Genomic DNA, 15,015 nt, shown 5'->3' with positions numbered 1-15,015 from the left:
ATTGAGCTATGACCCCGCGTAAAAGATTCACCTGTCGAGTAAATCTAAAATCTAAAATCTCAAATTGGTGTGGTGGATTGCGATCGGATTTGAACCGATATCTTTCTAACAGCCAGTTAGATGCTTTACCAATTAAGCTACGAACCCATTCAGCAGGAGTGGTAGGACTTGAACCCACAACATTCGAGGTAGAAGCTCGACACTCTATCCAGTTGAGTTACACTCCCATGTTTTTTGTTAATGCGCGATTCCCTAGGGGATAGCTGCGGTTCACGCACTTTGACGTGCAAGTTATCAGAGCATTGCGTTTTCTCAGTTACTAGAGGGACTCCGCCGATGAGTTATTACACACTCTTTAAAGGATGGCTACCTTTAAGCCAACCTGCCGGGTTCATGGCACTCCTCGTTCTCAAACGCCCGCTGATTTTGACAGCGTTACCTTTCCTCTCGTACTAAAGTATGTAGGCTCCAAAGATTGGGACACGCAAAGGGCGATCGCTCTTAATATAAAAAATTAACCATTCAATGGAATCAACCTCCTTAAATTAAAGCAAAAACAACGAGAGAGGTAGGACTTGAACCCACAACATCCGCGTCCGAAGCGCGGCGCTCTATCCATTGAGCTACACTCCCATAAATTGGTAGTCCTGACAGGAGATTACCCCGCGTCTGCTTGTAAGGCAAACGCTCTACCATCGAAGCTCAGGACTACAAAAGCGGATGATGGGACTCGAACCCATGCGCTGAGAATGGCATACTCAGATGCTAGCCTTTACATCACACCCGCAAACCGATTTTAGATTGGAAATTTGAGATTTTGGATTGAAAAAACCTCTCGTTTAGCCAAGCGGATAACGAGGCTCGAACTCGTGCCTAGAGTTTGGAAGACTCGAATGCTACCGTTACACCATATCCGCAATTAGTTTAGCGATTGTATCTCTTTAACCTCAACATACAGCCTTTACAAAATTGTCAAGTAAGTTTGCGTTGGACTGATGGGTAAAGTTACTAATCGCTGATTTTTTAAATCTAATTCAATTCCCAGGGCTTCTAGAGGAATCACGCCTAATAAAGGATTCATACCTCCGGGCAATTCCAAACACTCAAACGTGCCTTCGCGTCCTACTAAAAAAATTTTAGCATCCTGAAAAATTCTGGCTTTACCAATGCCATTAGCAGTCTCTACATCCACTTCTTTGAGCAATTCTAAACCGAGTTGTGCAATGATACTTGCAGGCAAACACAATGTTGTTGCACCTGTATCAACTAGCACATTATTTAGAGTGACTGAACGGATTTGGTCGGAAGGCATAAATCCTCTGGCTGCGACATTTTGATCGGCGCGGTTAGTCACGGTGAGTAGGGTAATAATTTTTCCCATTGAGGTATTGTCAGTTGCTAGCATAGTTTAACCTTGAACTACTCAACCTCAATTATGGCAATTTTTTGGAAAAATGAGTGCGATCGCCATTAGTAATTTGCTAAACTAGGAGCGGAGATAAAACACATGAAACTTATACTTACAGCACCCAATCCCGAACTATTCGCCGCATTCCAAGAGTATTTTTTCTACCTACCCAATGTCGAAATTACCAACAAACGTTTCGAGGATTTAACCGAGTATGACTGTTTGGTTAGTCCCGCCAATTCATTTGGCATGATGGATGGCGGTATCGATGCAGCCATTGTTGATTTTTTCGGTCATTCTCTCATGGTTAGGGTTCAGCAGCATATCTTGGAAGACTATCTAGGCGAACAACCAGTTGGCACGTCATTTATCATCGAAACTCACCATCCCAAACATCCTTTTATCGCTCATACTCCCACCATGCGCGTACCGATGTCTGTCGTAGGAACAGACGTTCCGTATGTGGCAATGTGGGCCATGCTATTAACAATTCGGCGCTACAATCAACACGCAAAACGTAAAATTGAGAGTGTCGTTTGTCCGGGATTGGGAACGGGAATCGGCCGAGTTCCTTATCGTGAAGCCGCGCGGCAAATGGCTCTGGCTTACGATTATTTTGTGTATCCCACACCGTATGTCAACTGTTTTGTTGCCGCAGAACGACAACTGCAAATTTGGGAAGGTGGCGATCGCAATCCTGCTTAAAGAGCGATCGCACTTTCCCAAGCAGGTGGCGAGATTTGAACTCGCATAAAAGCTTTACAAGAGCCTCATGTTGCCAGTTACATCACACCTGCATTTTTGGTGGCGGGGGCAGGAGTTGAACCTGCTATGAAGAGGCTTATGAGACCTCCAAGCCTACCCAGGCTACTTCACCCGCGATGTCACCAAATACCCCTGACTGGCATCGAACCAGCACTGACTAGATCCTAAATCTAGCGCCTCTACCGATTGGGCTACAGGGGCAAAACCGATTTGAGATTTGAGATTTGAGATTTTAGATTGAATAAAACCTCATACCCCTGACAGGCCTCGAACCTGCAAAAAACACTCGTTCTGAGCGAGTGATGTTTTCCAATTACATCACAGGGGTAAAGTCGGGATGGTTGGATTTGAACCAACGACTCCATGCTCCCAAAGCATGGCTTCTGGCCGCTGAATTACATCCCGTTCATGCTCCTAGTGAGACTCGAACTCACAATCAAAATAAAACAGATTTTAAGTCTGCCGCGTCTGCCAATTCCGCCACAGGAGCAAGTAGAAACTTAGTTAAAAATTTGGTACTCCTGGTGAGATTTGAACTCACACAACACAATTTTTGAAATTGCGGCCTCTGCCAATTGGGCTACAGGAGTGTAATCGATCTGCTTTGGTAATAGCAGAACTGGGAAGGCTGGGATCGAACCTGCATTTTGCCGCTTTCAAAGAGCGGTGCCATACCGATTAGGCGACTTCCCAATAATTGGGTGCCGGGGTAGGCTTTGAACCTACAAAAACTCCTATTTCAGAGATAGGCGACTTTACCAATTTGTCTACCCGGCAATAAAAAAAATGGCTGCCCCAGTAGGACTCGAACCTACAACCTAGCGGTTAACAACCGCTTGCTCTACCATTGAGCTATAAGGCAACGCAATCCCCCAAGTCAGTATCGAACTGACGACCTCTTGTTCTTCACACAAGCACTCTACCAACTGAGCTATCGGGGGAAAACGGAGAAGGAGGGATTTGAACCCTCGACGGCTGTTAAACCGCTCTTTCTTAGCAGGAAAGCGCCTTAAGCCACTCGGCCACCTCTCCACAGCGAGAACGGAGGGATTTGAACCCCCAAATCTTCAGTTTCGTAGACTGAGATGTTATCCAGTTACACCACGTTCTCAAGATTGCAACTGCATATTAAATGCAGTTACAAATGGGTCGGGCTGGAATTGAACCAGCAACGCTTTAAGCTACTGTTTTACAGACAGCTACCCACGCCAATAGGAGGGCCGACCCAAGATAGAAATTTTGGTAGGTCGTCGAGGAATTGAACCTCGATCCATCCGCTTAAAAGGCGGCTGCAAAACCATTCTGCCAACGACCCACGAGAAGTGCTGACGGGAGTTGAACCCGCAATCACTTGGGTGAAATCCAAGCGGCTTAAACCATTTGCCTACAGCACTATAAATTGGCACAGGAACTGAGATTTGAACTCAGAATGCTGGTTTTGGAGACCAGAGTGTTGCCAGTTACACCATCCCTGCTTGTGGTCGCAGCGGCGGGATTTGAACCCGCATTGACCAAGGTATGAACTTGGCGCTTTACCATTAAGCTACGCTGCAATGTCACTTTCGCTTAGTTCCTTTTCACAGTTAAAAAACTCAATTAAAAGACTGTTAGTTTAATCTTTTAATTTCTATTTTTTAATTTCTGATTGGGAACAGAGGTTAGGGCGGGATTTGAACCCGCGAAAATCGGTTTTGCAGACCGACGCTTTGAGCCACTCAGCCACCTAACCTGGGAGTCCCGACGAGGTTTGCACTCGCAATCTTCTCCTTGAGAGGGAGACGGCTTGACTTTTGCCTACGGGACTTTGACCCCCGCCGAAAAACGGATACTTGCTTTCCGACAGGAGGTGTGGATTTTAGACCCTAGTTCCAGTTCCCAGATTGTTCTCCTGTGGAGTAAATCTAAAATCTAAAATCTAAAATCTAAAATCGACGGACGGGAGTAACGAGACTTGAACTCGCAACCTTTCGCTCGACAGGCGACTGCTCTGACCGGTTGAGCTATACCCCCGCGAAAATGAACAATATTCTGTCCTTGAATTACTCAAGTTGGGACGGGGTGGCGGTTGATTCCGCGTACTACAACCCGATCGGGCTTTTGTTGCCGGAGTCTACACCGCCAATGTCCACAATTATGTGACACGATTAACTTCCTATTCAGTTGTCAAGGTTCATATTGCTCGTGGGGTAAGGCTTTGAAGCTCTTTCCCCTTCGCCATACATTTATGCTACATTGTGTATTACAAGACTGTCAAGGGGGTAATACAACTTTTTTTTAAATTGGGTTTTTTAAAGGGGTGTCGATCGCTCCGATCAACCCTCTACGTCCCCCAAAATTCTTATATATCAAGACTTTTACTGTTAAATTGATGTTGTGTCGTAAGGTAAATCTGATGCTGAAACCGTACTACACTCCAATTTCTCTGAATTCTCGCCGTCGCGCGAGGTGGCACTTCTGGAAAATGCGATAATCAGCTTTTAGATATCAAATACTACAAATCAAACGTTGTCTGAATTGCCCTTAACTCCCGTGCCCGCATTGGCAGAAGCCGATCGCGCAAACCTCCATCACTGGCTACACTCCTTGGATACCTGTCCGAGTACCAACAGTTGGGCGATCGCCCGCGCGGCCCAACTCCACCACGGAGATGCAGTATTTACCAAGCGACAAACCAGCGGGCGCGGCCAACACGGGCGCACCTGGCACGCCCCAACTGGTGTCTTGACTGTTAGTTTTGTACTCGACAACCTCAACCCTAATCTGTTGCCGGGACTCAGTTTAGCAGCGGGTTTAGCCGTGATTTACGCGATCGAAGATTTGGTTCCCGACTGTCGCGATATGCTGCGCCTGAAATGGCCAAACGATGTCTGGATCGATCGCCACAAATTAGCGGGAATTCTCTGCGAAGCCACTTCGGGCAATGCTTTGGGCAAAACTCGCGCAGTTGTGGGAATTGGACTCAACCGCTGCGTAGATTTCGCGGCTGCGGGATTGGATGAAAGGGATCTCGGCAATGCGGTAAGCTTGCATTCTATTGCTAGTACAGTACCAGATGAACTGTGTTTGCTCGATCGACTGCGACACTATTTACTCGAACTAGCCGATATGTTTTCTACCACAGACAAGCCAGCCTCCAAGTCCGGTTTAGCGCTACTTTTGCCGGAATTGCGCCGCCGCGATGGGTTGATTGGCTGCCCGGTGGCGATCGAACTTGCGTCAGAAACCATCTGCGGAGAAGCAGCCGGCATTGATGGAAGCGGCCGCTTGTTAGTATGCTTGGCGGGCGATCGAATACAAGCCTTTACCTCCGGGCGAGTTCGATTAAATTAAGAGTCATTAGTCAGTAGTCATTAGTCATTAGTCAGTAGTTATTTGTTATTTGTTATTTGCTAGCAATGCCCGATGCCCGATGCCCGATGCCCGATGCCCGATGCCCAATTCCCGATGCCCGATGCCCGATGCCCAATTCCCCCTTCCCAATTTCTAATTTATCACCTCAAATACTACCAATCTGCTCAGCCACAGCGGTTGATTGGCCTCCACACCTTCGGGACGACCCTTAGTAGAAGCAACTTGTATTCTGTTGCCATTTATCCCTTGTCTAACCAAAATATTTTTCACATTTGTCGCCCTTTCCAGTGCCAACTTTTGATTTTCGGTCGGACTGCTTTTAAAATCGCTGTAGCCAACTATCCTTAAATTCTTCGTGCGATTTTTCTCCATATATTCCTTGACTTTGCTAAGCTTTTGTGCTACATCTTTCGCCTGCAAACTTGCCGAACCTGCACCGAAATACACGCGAACTGGCATTATTATCTTTGGTGGCGGTGGAGTTCCTATTATCACTGTATTTGTTACCGACTTCACCCCCGGAATTTTCTCAAAAGCTTGAGTTATTTTCTGAGCATCTGGCACTTGGCTGACACTCCCTGCAACCGCAACTTTTCCCTCTGCATAGCGAGCTGAGATATTAATGCTTTCTACTTTATTCAAAAGAGCTGCTGTCCGCTTGACATCGGCTTCGACTAAAACTGGATCGGGAGGTACTTCAACGGCTATAATTTTATTTTCAATTCTTGATTGTGGAGCCACTTGCTGAGCGATTTTTTCCGCTTTCAATCGCAGATTTTGATTCGGCACTCGTCCCGAAATCTGCAATAATTTATCTTTAACATCTGCCACGATACGATAAACCGATAACTCGGGAGCAGATTGTAATGCTAAATTCGTATCTGCTTCTAAGCTCGCTTCAACTCCGCTGCGGTATTGATGAATTCCCCAAGGTACGCCAATTAAACCTAACGCTGCCAAACCGATCATGGGTAAAATTGGACGTTTACGAGATTTAACTTTTACCTCTGTATCGATTAATTTTTGCAATTTCGAGTTTACTTCGGGTGGCACAGTTGCTGGATCGCCGTTAAATGACTGAATTTGAGTTCCGTATTCTTGAACAATATTGTTGAATATCGATCGCATTTTATACTTAAACCACTGGCGGGTTTCTCCTTGCATCACTACTGCTAGATAACACGAACCCGCCACTTCCAGTACGATCGTAGATGTGCCGTATTCTATTGCATCAATTTCTGCAACATTTCCCGACTGAGATATACAATCGTTGACAAAAGCCCGAATAGCAGTCAGCATCCCCGCTACCATGTCTGAGTCTAGCTGTTCGCGTTCAGAATGCTGCACTGCTGAAATTACTAAGCCCGATTGTGTTTGAATTAAAAAAACAGCTTTAACACTCAGTGGTGTTGTTTCTTTCATCAGCAATTCTGCTTCAGAAATGCCCTGTAATTTGGCTTTGATTTTGCGGCTAATTCCCTCTGGACTTAAAGCTGATTCGACTTTTTCATTAATCTCCCGCATCATCTCGGCGATGTATTTTAAAATCGTGCTGCCGATGATCGGATAAAGTGCATCCGACATTGCTTCTCGCTTGAGATGAATTTGCTGTTTGATAGCGGCGGCCATTTCCGGCGCGATCGCCATTGCAATTTCATCGGGCGATTCACTCATTCTGTGGCTGATTCCCACAGTCAGAGCCGGCGATATGGCTACTCCCATCGACTGCCTGTTTTGTCGGGTTTTGGTATTAATTATTTCATCAATTATCGGACTTATGGTTTCGACAAATGATTGTCTCGACTCATTAATGGTTTGGATCATCATTTCGGGAAACATAATTTTAATTCTGGCGAGTAATTCTTCCCGATTGCCTCCCCATTCCGCATCAGTAATTTTGCGATCGAGTTCCCCTACTTTATCGTTGAGTCTGTAATTATAACTTACAACTTCATCTAACAATGGTAAAATAGATTCGATGACCGACTTTTGTAGTTGGGCGTGATGGCTAACCATCAGCTCGTCAATCAAAGGTTTCAGTAAATCTGTAAACAAGTCTGTGGATTCATAAATCCGGTGTTCGATCGCCACAATCTGTTGTTCGATCTTCCCAAGTCTTTGATCGATCCTTTTATTCTGAATGATGGCATCGACAGCGGGGGCGATCGCAGATTCTATCTCTAGCTTTGCTTCCCCGATGTTTCGGGACAGCATTTCTACAATCACTGGCATTATTCTTGCCATCAACCCTTCTATCTCGGCTAAAACTTGCTGCTGAACTTCGACAATCTTACTTTCATTATTTAATATTTGTGCTGCAATACCGCTGTTTTGAATAGCCGTGTTGACACCGGGCGCGATCGCCTCTCTCACCTCTAACTTTGTCTCCTCGATTTTCCGGTTCAGCGACTCAATCATTAACGGCATTAACCTTGCCATTATATCTTCCGGCTGAGATTTTTGCTGTCGCTGAAGATTATTTAGTCTACTTTCTACATCGCTCAATTTTCCTTGAACTTCTCTTTGAAGAATTGCTGATTGTATCAAAGGTTCGATCGCCGCTGCTACTTGTAATTTTGATTCATCGATTTTCTGATTCAGCAAATCAGTTATTGCGGGCATTAGCATCGCCATTATCTCTTCTGGCTTCTGACTAGGCGACTGTTGTGTAGCCAGTCGGCGTTCGATGATGCTCAATACTTTTTCTTCTATTTCTACCCAAGCTATTCTTACCTGTACTGAGGGGGTAACAGCTTCTACAATATCTGATTTTAATTCACTAATTTTGCGGTTCAGCAATTCGGTAACTACTGGTACTAACTGCTTGATTAAATCTTCCGGTTGCTGCTGGTAACGCTGCTGAATATTTGCAACTCTATCTTCAATTCTTACTACCTGTTCTTCCAGTCCGTTTTGATTGTGAATTACTTGATTGACTCTCGGTGCGATCGCCGAAGCTACCTCTAACTTAGACTCCTCTACCTTACGGTTGAGCAGATCGCCCACCACAGGCATCAGCCGTTTGATTAAGTGTTCTGTATTCGGTAATGGCTGCTGGTTCAAGTTAGCAATCTGATTTTCCCAATCTGCTAATTTTGCCTCCAACTCGATCCGATTAATTTTATTATTGCTCGCGAGGTCGATCGCCTTTTGTAATTCCAACTTCAACCCATCTAATTCTTCTCTCACTAACTCAGGAATTAACGGCCTCAGTAAAATCATCAACTCTTCGGGTTGAGACATCAGCTTCTCAAAATTTTCTAACCTTTGTTCCACGCTCAAAACATTACTGTAAAATTCCGGCAAATCCCTTTCAAACAGTAGTTGTTGCAACTTCTTAAACTCCTCTACTGCTTGTTCTAATTCTTCCTCCGAGGGCCGATTTTTTTTAGCTACCTTCCCGGCTATAGATAAATCTGGTTCCTCATTATTGTTTTCTCGTCTTTGAGATGGGATCTCTTCATCGTTAGTTAATACTTCCGGTACAATACTCGGTGATTCGATCCGAAAAGACAATTGTTTGCGCCGATTTTCCTCATCCTCCAACCGCTGCACAGACTTTTCCGAAAGCGGTAATTTTATCTCGCTTGGTTCTTTTTTTGCTTTCTTTAATAACTGGAATTCAGTCAGTATGGTTAGCAATTCCTGAAGTTGCTCTCCCGCTTTAGAACTTGCCAGAGTTGCATCAGAAACCTCTTTTTCTGACTGATATATTTTGCCTGAATTATCATTAGATGCTGCCATACTGAGCTACCAATAGTTGATTTTAATCGACCGAAGGAAATTACCAGCTTGCTTGCCGCCTCACCCCAGCGAAAATCAATAGGAATGACACAATTTTTCCAAGCGTCAGGCGTACTAAAGCTATCGCCTTATTTTAACTGCTGTTCTGCGACTAGCCAACTGAGCCGCCAACTGCAATGCTGCCTTCATGCTGGAGGCATCCGCAATCCCTTGACCTACAATATCAAAAGCTGTGCCGTGATCCGGAGATGTGCGGACAAAAGGCAAGCCAATTGTAGTGTTGACTGCTTTATCGAAAGCCATCAATTTTACTGGAATCAACCCCTGGTCGTGGTACATTGCCAAGTAACCGTCGTGAGCTTCCTTGGCTAAACCGTACCAAACTTTAGCCGGTTTTACCCACAGGGTATCGGGGGGGACTGGCCCGTCTAACTGCACTTGAGGAAAGCGATCGCGCTGCGTTTCCAACCAAGGTATCATCCAGTCTTGCTCTTCATTTCCCAGTTTGCCATTTTCGCCGCTGTGAGGATTTAAGCCAGAAATCGCAATTTTCGGTCTTTCTAGCCCAAAATCTTCCCGCAAACAGTCTATCAGTAATTCTAGTTTTTCACTCAGTAATTCTGGAGTCAAAGCATCGGGGACTTGACGCAGGGCAATATGTGTGGTAGCGAGTAAAGTTACCAGCGTCCAGCCACTGTGGGGAGATGTGGCGGCAAACAGCATTCCGAACCGCTGCGATTTTGCCCTTTCTGCGAGGAGTTCTGTTTGTCCGGGATAATTGTAACCTGCCGCCTGCCAGCAAGTTTTGGAAATCGGGCCTGTCACGATCGCGGAGAATTCGCCTGCGATGGTACGGCCGATCGCACTTTCCATGTAAGCAAAGCTAGCCGCCCCGCTAGCTGCACTACCGACACCGGGGACAATTTCGCCCCACTTGCTGTCTGGTTCAATATCAATAATATTTAATGTTTCGGGATTTGCCGCTTTTGCTGCTGGATTGGTCGATCGCAACATATCGTAAGTTTGCTGCAAAACTCTCCTAGAACCTATAACCGTTACCCTCAAACCAGCAGCGGAATCTGCCAATGCCTTGAGAATCACCTCCGGGCCAATTCCCGCCGGATCTCCCAGAGTTACAGCTAGTTGTGATTCCCGATCGAGACTCAAGGCAGTTTTCTCCAACAAAATACAGGAATTTCGGCACTGAAATTTTAGCATTCATGTACCTGGTTGCCCCAAATTATATTATCTTTATTTAATGCGATCGCCCAATTGGACTTATCAAATCATGAATCCTGAAATTTTCAATGCAGCCTTTTTGTCCTTTTCCCTAATTTTCGTAGGTATAGGTGGAGGCTTCCTCCTGCTCAAATTGCAAGGCCGCGAAGAATAAGTTTTTTTCAACCAATCCTTCAGAAGCCTTCTACCTTCTGTCTTCTAGAGTCTACTTGCTGCCGAAAGTCAGGCTTGTGCCGAATATCTCAAGCCTAAAATGAGAAAATTTCAGGTTTTTGTTAAGTTTGTTATAAAAACTTAACAAAAACCTGATACCATCTTATAGAAAGTTTAAGATTCATAATTAATCCCTAGATGACTTTATTGATTTTAGGTGCCACCGGCACTCTCGGCCGCCAAATAGCCCGCCGCGCCCTAGACGAGGGCTACCAGGTGCGCTGTTTAGTCAGAAGTTACAGAAAAGCTGCATTTTTGAAAGAATGGGGCGCTGAACTCGTACCGGGGAACCTTTGCCAGCCAGACAGTCTGCCTCCGGCCCTAGAAGGCGTCAGTGCTATTATCGATGCAGCAACAGCGAGTGCAGCCGATTCTGTCAGCATCAAAAGAGTAGACTGGGACGGAAAAGTATCGCTGATCCAAGCAGCAGCAGCAGCAGGCATCAAGCGTTACATATTCTTTTCCTTTCTCGATGCGGAGAAATATCCCCAAGTCCCCTTGTTGGAAATCAAGCGCTGTACCGAATTGTTTTTAGCAGAATCCGGTCTAGACTACACAATCTTGAGACCTTGCGGCTTTTTGCAAGGACTGCTGAGCCTGTATGCAATGCCGATTTTGGACAATCAGGCAGTCTGGCTGCCCAACAAGCCATCCGCCCTTGCCTACATGAACACTCAGGACGTTGCTAAATTTGCCGTCCGGGCTCTTTCGGTTCCTGAAACCGAGAAAAAAAGCTTTCCGGTGGTGGGGAATCGCGCTTGGGATGCTGACGAAATCGTGCGGTTGTGCGAACGGCTGTCAGGGAAGCAAGCTAAAATTACGCGCACCCCAGACGCCTTGTTGAAGGCTACTCGTCAATTTGCTAAGTTCTTTCAGTGGAGTTGGAACGTAGCTGACAGGTTGGCTTTTTCAGAAGTTTTGGCAGCCGGAAAACCCTTGAAAGCTCCGATGGATGACGTTTACAGTGTTTTCGGACTCGACCCTAAAGAAACTACTACTTTGGAGTCTTATCTCGAAGAATACTTTAATCTGATTCTGAAGAAGCTCAAGGAAATAGAGTACGAGCAGCTTAAAACTAAAAAACGGAGTAAACAAAAAATGCCCTTTACATTTTAAAGTGCCGAAAGCTGGGATTATATACAACGACGTTAAACCTGTGGCTTGTCGCATCGCCGCAGAGTTAGAAGACAAGCTGACTGCCCGCGGCTGGGAGGTTTGCTCGGTTTCTGGTTCGGGAGGAATTCTGGGCTATTCTAGCCCCGATCGCCCCCTGTGCCACACTCAGATCGAACAACTCGTCCCCCCCGGTTTTGACAGCGACATGGAGTTTGCAGTGGTTTTGGGCGGCGACGGTACGGTGCTGTCGGCATTTCGCCAAGTCGCTCCGATTGGAGTGCCGCTGCTGACTGTCAATACCGGTCACATGGGCTTTTTAACAGAAACTTACCTGAACTTGCTGCCGCAAGCTTTGGAAAAGGTAATCGCCGGAGAATACGAAATAGAAGAAAGATCGATGCTGGCGGTGCGGCTGTTTCGAGAAAACGACTGCCTCTGGGAAGCTCTTTGTCTCAATGAAATGGTGCTGCACCGGGAACCGCTGACTTGTATGTGTCATTTTGAAGTGGCGATCGGTCAGCACGCCTCTATTGACATTGCCGCAGATGGAGTCATCATCGCAACTCCCACAGGATCTACAGCTTACGCCCTTTCAGCCGGTGGGCCTGTCATCATTCCCGGAGTGCCGGTGTTGCAGTTGCTGCCTATTTGCCCGCATTCAATGGCTTCGCGGGCTTTGGTGTTTTCCAACACCGAGCCGATCAAGATTTTGCCGGCGAGTCCGAACCGCCTGGTAATGGTGGTAGACGGGAACGGCGGATGTTATGTTCTGCCTGAAGATTGGGTGCAAGTCGAGCGAGCTCCGTACCCAGCCCGGTTTATTCGGGTGCAATCTTTTGAGTTTTTCCACATTTTGCGGGAAAAATTAGGCTGGGGCTTGCCTCACATTGCTAAACCGAGTTCGGTTGAGTTGCCTTGATACTTGTTGTTGACACTCCCCGACTATCAAGGACGGGGATTGTTGGCTCAACCAGTTGGCTTGCTGGTAGATATCATATCAAGTCCTAGCTGTAGGAGAGCGCAATTCCCGCTCCCGTTTTTCACCGATTGAAGGGATTTTGATTTCTTTATCTGTTGATAACTCGTAGAATAAAACAGCAATTAGTGTGGGTAATGTAGGGCGACATTTATCTACCGGAATCCTTAATTCTCGATCGAGCTTCCGAATCATCTCCAAGGTCAGACAGCGTTTGCGAGATAACGTTCCCAATCACCCGCCACAGATAAACTCAACCTCCAACTACTTTAGAGAACAGATTTCAGTCCAAGACGATCGACGAATGGAAGAAAGTCCCGATCGCAAAATAAGAGTTCGTGATTGTTTTCGATGCAGAAGGTGGCGATAATGACATCGATCGTTTTGCGAACTGTGATGCCTTGCTTTCTGAGGGTGCGAAAGTTGTCAGCACTTTTGATGGCGAGGTCGGCTTCGAGGAAATTGAAGACGGTGAGATTGGTGAGGAGATGCTTGGCCCTGTTGTAGTCGGAGTCTTGGCGAAACCCTTGGAGGACTTCGGTGAGGATAAGGTTGCCGATCGCGATCGGTTGGGTGGTGAGGAGTTGGTCAAGGCGATCGGTTTGTGGGGTGGATTGTCCGTTAAAGTAGTCAATCCAGACGCTGGAATCAACAATAATCATGGGCTTACTATTGTTCCGTATCCGTTCTCATGCGATCGAGGTCGCCGTCCCAGGCGAGTTTACCCCGTAGCGCACGTAGGTTCTCTTGGTTTTTCATTTGGATCAGCAGGTTTAGGGCCAATTCGATGACTTCTTGTTGTGCAGTCAGTCCGGTGACTTGGAGCGCATTGGTGATGAGGGAGCTATCGATTTCGATCGTGCTTTTCATAGGTGTTTTTGGGGTGAGTTTTATCGATCGCGCTTTCATCCGATTATAAGCGATGCCCATCGGCAACGATCGACATCTAGCGTATCTATTTATTCTACCAATTTTCTTTAGGTCAAGCTCTCGATCGAGCTTCCGAATCATCTCCAAAGTCAGGCAACGTTTACGAGATAACGGTATAGTTGGAGTGTCTTCATTTCTATTCACTCTGCCCAGGACGGATTTCAAATTCTGAACGTGCCCGGAAGAAACAGACATCAAACTCGAAGAAGAAATTAGCTTGCCCCAAAATCAAAGGTACATTGGTTGCTTGTGTCCAGGCAATTGCCAGGTTAAGCGTTGGGAATGAACTAACTCGAGCATTAACAACGACTGCGCGGGCTTCAAATCGAGCCAAATTCCCAGCCAATACGATTGAGAGTGTCTCATTTTCCCAGACTAAGCCCAGTTGTAGCCCTAACTCGTAGGGCAAAACATTAACGCTTGCGCCTGTATCTAATAAGCCCTAAGCGTTCAAGGATTGACCGTTCAGGCTGAGTGTCAATGGCAGATACGGCATTCGATCTACCATGCCAAGACTGCTGTCAATGATTTTGTAGGGAAATCTCTGAGCGTCAATCATTCTGTTCTTGTTGTTTTGTCGTCAGAAGATTCATTAAAACATTGGCAGCCTCAGAGCAATTGTAAGGCGACCAAACCGGATACTCTCGATCGGCAACAAAAAAGTTTGTTGCATCTTCTTCTTTGACCAGTTCTGTTGCCAGAAACTGCATCAGCCGAAGCTTGTCAATTTTTGAAAGTTCCTGGATCTGTGACATTAGTTCAGCCAATGGCATTTGAGAATCTCCTCGTTCGAGGTTTGGCGAAAAGATTGGATCTAGTAGCTTGTTGCATGGGTGCGATCGAAGTGTATTTATTTTACCAATTTTCTGTATGTCAAACTCTCGATCGAGCTCCCGAATTATCTCCCAAGTCAGGCAGCGTTTACGAGATAACGTTCCGGTTGAGCGGCTGCCAGTGACCTTTGCATCACAACCAAGATACAGCAGATTCCAGGCAAATAAAGTACACCTTAATCCCAAGCACTTACCAAAATGGTTGACCAACCCTTGCAACCGTACTCCATAAACCTGGAAATTGCTGTATCTCGTCAGCCCGCTCCAACCGGGTTGTTATGCCCCACCCATCAACCGCAGAAAGATGAGTAATCACAAACTCTTTATCTATACTGAACTAGCCATAACCACAAATTCGTCTTCATACCATTTTTTTAAAGATGTGATAGAGATAAAGCCTGTAAAATCCAGGACCATCCGGTGAGAAATCCAATGACGCG

The 15,015-nt window shown here is 46.1% G+C and carries 12 protein-coding genes and 25 tRNA genes (1 of these 37 only partly in view); 6 read left to right on the top strand and 31 right to left on the bottom strand.

Annotated features, from left to right (window positions below; all coding sequences use genetic code 11):
• From QUB06_RS11550 to QUB06_RS11520, 7 genes are all read right to left on the bottom strand, one after another.
• Window positions 1-16: transfer RNA gene (locus QUB06_RS11550), tRNA-Ala, on the bottom strand (it extends 157 nt beyond the left edge of the window).
• A 54-nt stretch (window positions 17-70) separates the two neighbouring features.
• A tRNA-Ala gene (locus QUB06_RS11545) sits at window positions 71-147 on the bottom strand.
• A 6-nt stretch (window positions 148-153) separates the two neighbouring features.
• Window positions 154-227, bottom strand: a tRNA-Arg gene (locus QUB06_RS11540).
• Window positions 228-560: 333 nt separating this feature from the next.
• A tRNA-Arg gene (locus QUB06_RS11535) sits at window positions 561-633 on the bottom strand.
• 6 nt (window positions 634-639) lie between these two features.
• Window positions 640-710, bottom strand: a tRNA-Val gene (locus tag QUB06_RS11530).
• A 136-nt stretch (window positions 711-846) separates the two neighbouring features.
• Window positions 847-917 (bottom strand) — tRNA-Gly (locus tag QUB06_RS11525).
• A 44-nt stretch (window positions 918-961) separates the two neighbouring features.
• Window positions 962-1,405, bottom strand: coding sequence for a retroviral-like aspartic protease family protein (locus QUB06_RS11520; RefSeq protein ID WP_333435379.1), 444 nt, complete (start codon window positions 1,403-1,405; stop codon window positions 962-964).
• A 102-nt stretch (window positions 1,406-1,507) separates the two neighbouring features.
• On the opposite strand from QUB06_RS11520, the gene QUB06_RS11515 reads away from it, so the two are divergent.
• Window positions 1,508-2,113, top strand: coding sequence for a macro domain-containing protein (locus tag QUB06_RS11515; protein WP_333082047.1), 606 nt, complete (start codon window positions 1,508-1,510; stop codon window positions 2,111-2,113).
• A gap of 20 nt (window positions 2,114-2,133) precedes the next feature.
• Here QUB06_RS11515 and QUB06_RS11510 read toward each other — a convergent pair.
• From QUB06_RS11510 to QUB06_RS11420, 19 genes are all read right to left on the bottom strand, one after another.
• Window positions 2,134-2,205, bottom strand: a tRNA-Thr gene (locus QUB06_RS11510).
• Between the two features lie 95 nt (window positions 2,206-2,300).
• A tRNA-Leu gene (locus QUB06_RS11505) sits at window positions 2,301-2,374 on the bottom strand.
• Between the two features lie 131 nt (window positions 2,375-2,505).
• Window positions 2,506-2,578: transfer RNA gene (locus QUB06_RS11500), tRNA-Pro, on the bottom strand.
• 4 nt (window positions 2,579-2,582) lie between these two features.
• A tRNA-Leu gene (locus QUB06_RS11495) sits at window positions 2,583-2,663 on the bottom strand.
• Window positions 2,664-2,686: 23 nt separating this feature from the next.
• Window positions 2,687-2,763 (bottom strand) — tRNA-Leu (locus QUB06_RS11490).
• Window positions 2,764-2,792: 29 nt separating this feature from the next.
• Window positions 2,793-2,866, bottom strand: a tRNA-Gln gene (locus QUB06_RS11485).
• A gap of 5 nt (window positions 2,867-2,871) precedes the next feature.
• Window positions 2,872-2,950 (bottom strand) — tRNA-Gln (locus tag QUB06_RS11480).
• A gap of 10 nt (window positions 2,951-2,960) precedes the next feature.
• Window positions 2,961-3,035: transfer RNA gene (locus QUB06_RS11475), tRNA-Asn, on the bottom strand.
• 6 nt (window positions 3,036-3,041) lie between these two features.
• Window positions 3,042-3,114: transfer RNA gene (locus QUB06_RS11470), tRNA-Phe, on the bottom strand.
• Window positions 3,115-3,118: 4 nt separating this feature from the next.
• A tRNA-Ser gene (locus QUB06_RS11465) sits at window positions 3,119-3,205 on the bottom strand.
• A 4-nt stretch (window positions 3,206-3,209) separates the two neighbouring features.
• A tRNA-Arg gene (locus QUB06_RS11460) sits at window positions 3,210-3,284 on the bottom strand.
• Between the two features lie 34 nt (window positions 3,285-3,318).
• Window positions 3,319-3,400 (bottom strand) — tRNA-Tyr (locus QUB06_RS11455).
• A 13-nt stretch (window positions 3,401-3,413) separates the two neighbouring features.
• A tRNA-Lys gene (locus QUB06_RS11450) sits at window positions 3,414-3,488 on the bottom strand.
• 5 nt (window positions 3,489-3,493) lie between these two features.
• Window positions 3,494-3,567 (bottom strand) — tRNA-Glu (locus QUB06_RS11445).
• A gap of 6 nt (window positions 3,568-3,573) precedes the next feature.
• Window positions 3,574-3,648 (bottom strand) — tRNA-Trp (locus QUB06_RS11440).
• A gap of 3 nt (window positions 3,649-3,651) precedes the next feature.
• Window positions 3,652-3,726, bottom strand: a tRNA-Met gene (locus QUB06_RS11435).
• A 102-nt stretch (window positions 3,727-3,828) separates the two neighbouring features.
• A tRNA-Cys gene (locus QUB06_RS11430) sits at window positions 3,829-3,902 on the bottom strand.
• Window positions 3,903-3,977, bottom strand: a tRNA-Glu gene (locus tag QUB06_RS11425).
• Between the two features lie 132 nt (window positions 3,978-4,109).
• Window positions 4,110-4,183, bottom strand: a tRNA-Asp gene (locus QUB06_RS11420).
• A gap of 495 nt (window positions 4,184-4,678) precedes the next feature.
• Between QUB06_RS11420 and QUB06_RS11415 the strand changes: the two genes are divergently transcribed.
• Window positions 4,679-5,503: a biotin--[acetyl-CoA-carboxylase] ligase gene (locus QUB06_RS11415; RefSeq protein ID WP_333435378.1), complete on the top strand. Its 825-nt coding sequence runs from the start codon at window positions 4,679-4,681 to the stop codon at window positions 5,501-5,503.
• Between the two features lie 153 nt (window positions 5,504-5,656).
• Here the strand turns inward: QUB06_RS11415 and QUB06_RS11410 are convergent, their stop codons facing one another.
• Together QUB06_RS11410 and pdxA are read right to left on the bottom strand one after the other, a co-directional pair.
• Entirely contained in the window at window positions 5,657-9,268 is a 3,612-nt protein-coding gene (locus QUB06_RS11410) for an OmpA family protein (protein ID WP_333435377.1), read from the bottom strand.
• A gap of 120 nt (window positions 9,269-9,388) precedes the next feature.
• Entirely contained in the window at window positions 9,389-10,486 is a 1,098-nt protein-coding gene (gene pdxA / locus QUB06_RS11405; protein ID WP_333435376.1) for a 4-hydroxythreonine-4-phosphate dehydrogenase PdxA, read from the bottom strand.
• Between the two features lie 40 nt (window positions 10,487-10,526).
• On the opposite strand from pdxA, the gene petM reads away from it, so the two are divergent.
• The 3 genes from petM to QUB06_RS11390 all read left to right on the top strand — a co-directional run bounded on the left by petM (window position 10,527) and on the right by QUB06_RS11390 (window position 12,755).
• Complete coding sequence (gene petM, locus QUB06_RS11400; protein WP_445251375.1) at window positions 10,527-10,661, top strand: cytochrome b6-f complex subunit PetM; 135 nt, start codon at window positions 10,527-10,529, stop codon at window positions 10,659-10,661.
• A gap of 197 nt (window positions 10,662-10,858) precedes the next feature.
• The gene (locus tag QUB06_RS11395; RefSeq protein WP_333435375.1) at window positions 10,859-11,836 is read left to right on the top strand and encodes an NmrA family NAD(P)-binding protein; all 978 of its coding nucleotides are present in this window, start codon (window positions 10,859-10,861) and stop codon (window positions 11,834-11,836) included.
• Between the two features lies 1 nt (window position 11,837).
• Entirely contained in the window at window positions 11,838-12,755 is a 918-nt protein-coding gene (locus QUB06_RS11390; RefSeq protein ID WP_333435374.1) for an NAD(+) kinase, read from the top strand.
• A 326-nt stretch (window positions 12,756-13,081) separates the two neighbouring features.
• Here the strand turns inward: QUB06_RS11390 and vapC are convergent, their stop codons facing one another.
• The 3 genes from vapC to QUB06_RS11375 form a co-directional block, all read right to left on the bottom strand.
• A complete protein-coding gene (gene vapC / locus QUB06_RS11385; RefSeq protein ID WP_333435373.1) occupies window positions 13,082-13,474 on the bottom strand; it encodes a type II toxin-antitoxin system VapC family toxin in 393 nt (130 codons plus the stop codon).
• Window positions 13,475-13,481: 7 nt separating this feature from the next.
• Window positions 13,482-13,937, bottom strand: coding sequence for a type II toxin-antitoxin system VapB family antitoxin (locus tag QUB06_RS11380; RefSeq protein WP_333435372.1), 456 nt, complete (start codon window positions 13,935-13,937; stop codon window positions 13,482-13,484).
• A gap of 356 nt (window positions 13,938-14,293) precedes the next feature.
• Entirely contained in the window at window positions 14,294-14,497 is a 204-nt protein-coding gene (locus QUB06_RS11375) for a hypothetical protein (RefSeq protein WP_333335279.1), read from the bottom strand.
• A gap of 11 nt (window positions 14,498-14,508) precedes the next feature.
• Between QUB06_RS11375 and QUB06_RS11370 the strand changes: the two genes are divergently transcribed.
• Complete coding sequence (locus QUB06_RS11370) at window positions 14,509-14,700, top strand: hypothetical protein (protein WP_333435371.1); 192 nt, start codon at window positions 14,509-14,511, stop codon at window positions 14,698-14,700.
• The last annotated feature ends 315 nt before the right edge of the window (window positions 14,701-15,015 follow it).

Origin of the sequence: Microcoleus sp. D2_18a_D3, assembly GCF_036702455.1 — a bacterium.
In the GTDB taxonomy this organism is placed as follows: Bacteria; Cyanobacteriota; Cyanobacteriia; order Cyanobacteriales; family Microcoleaceae; genus Microcoleus.
This window is presented reverse-complemented; position numbering and strand designations above follow the sequence as displayed.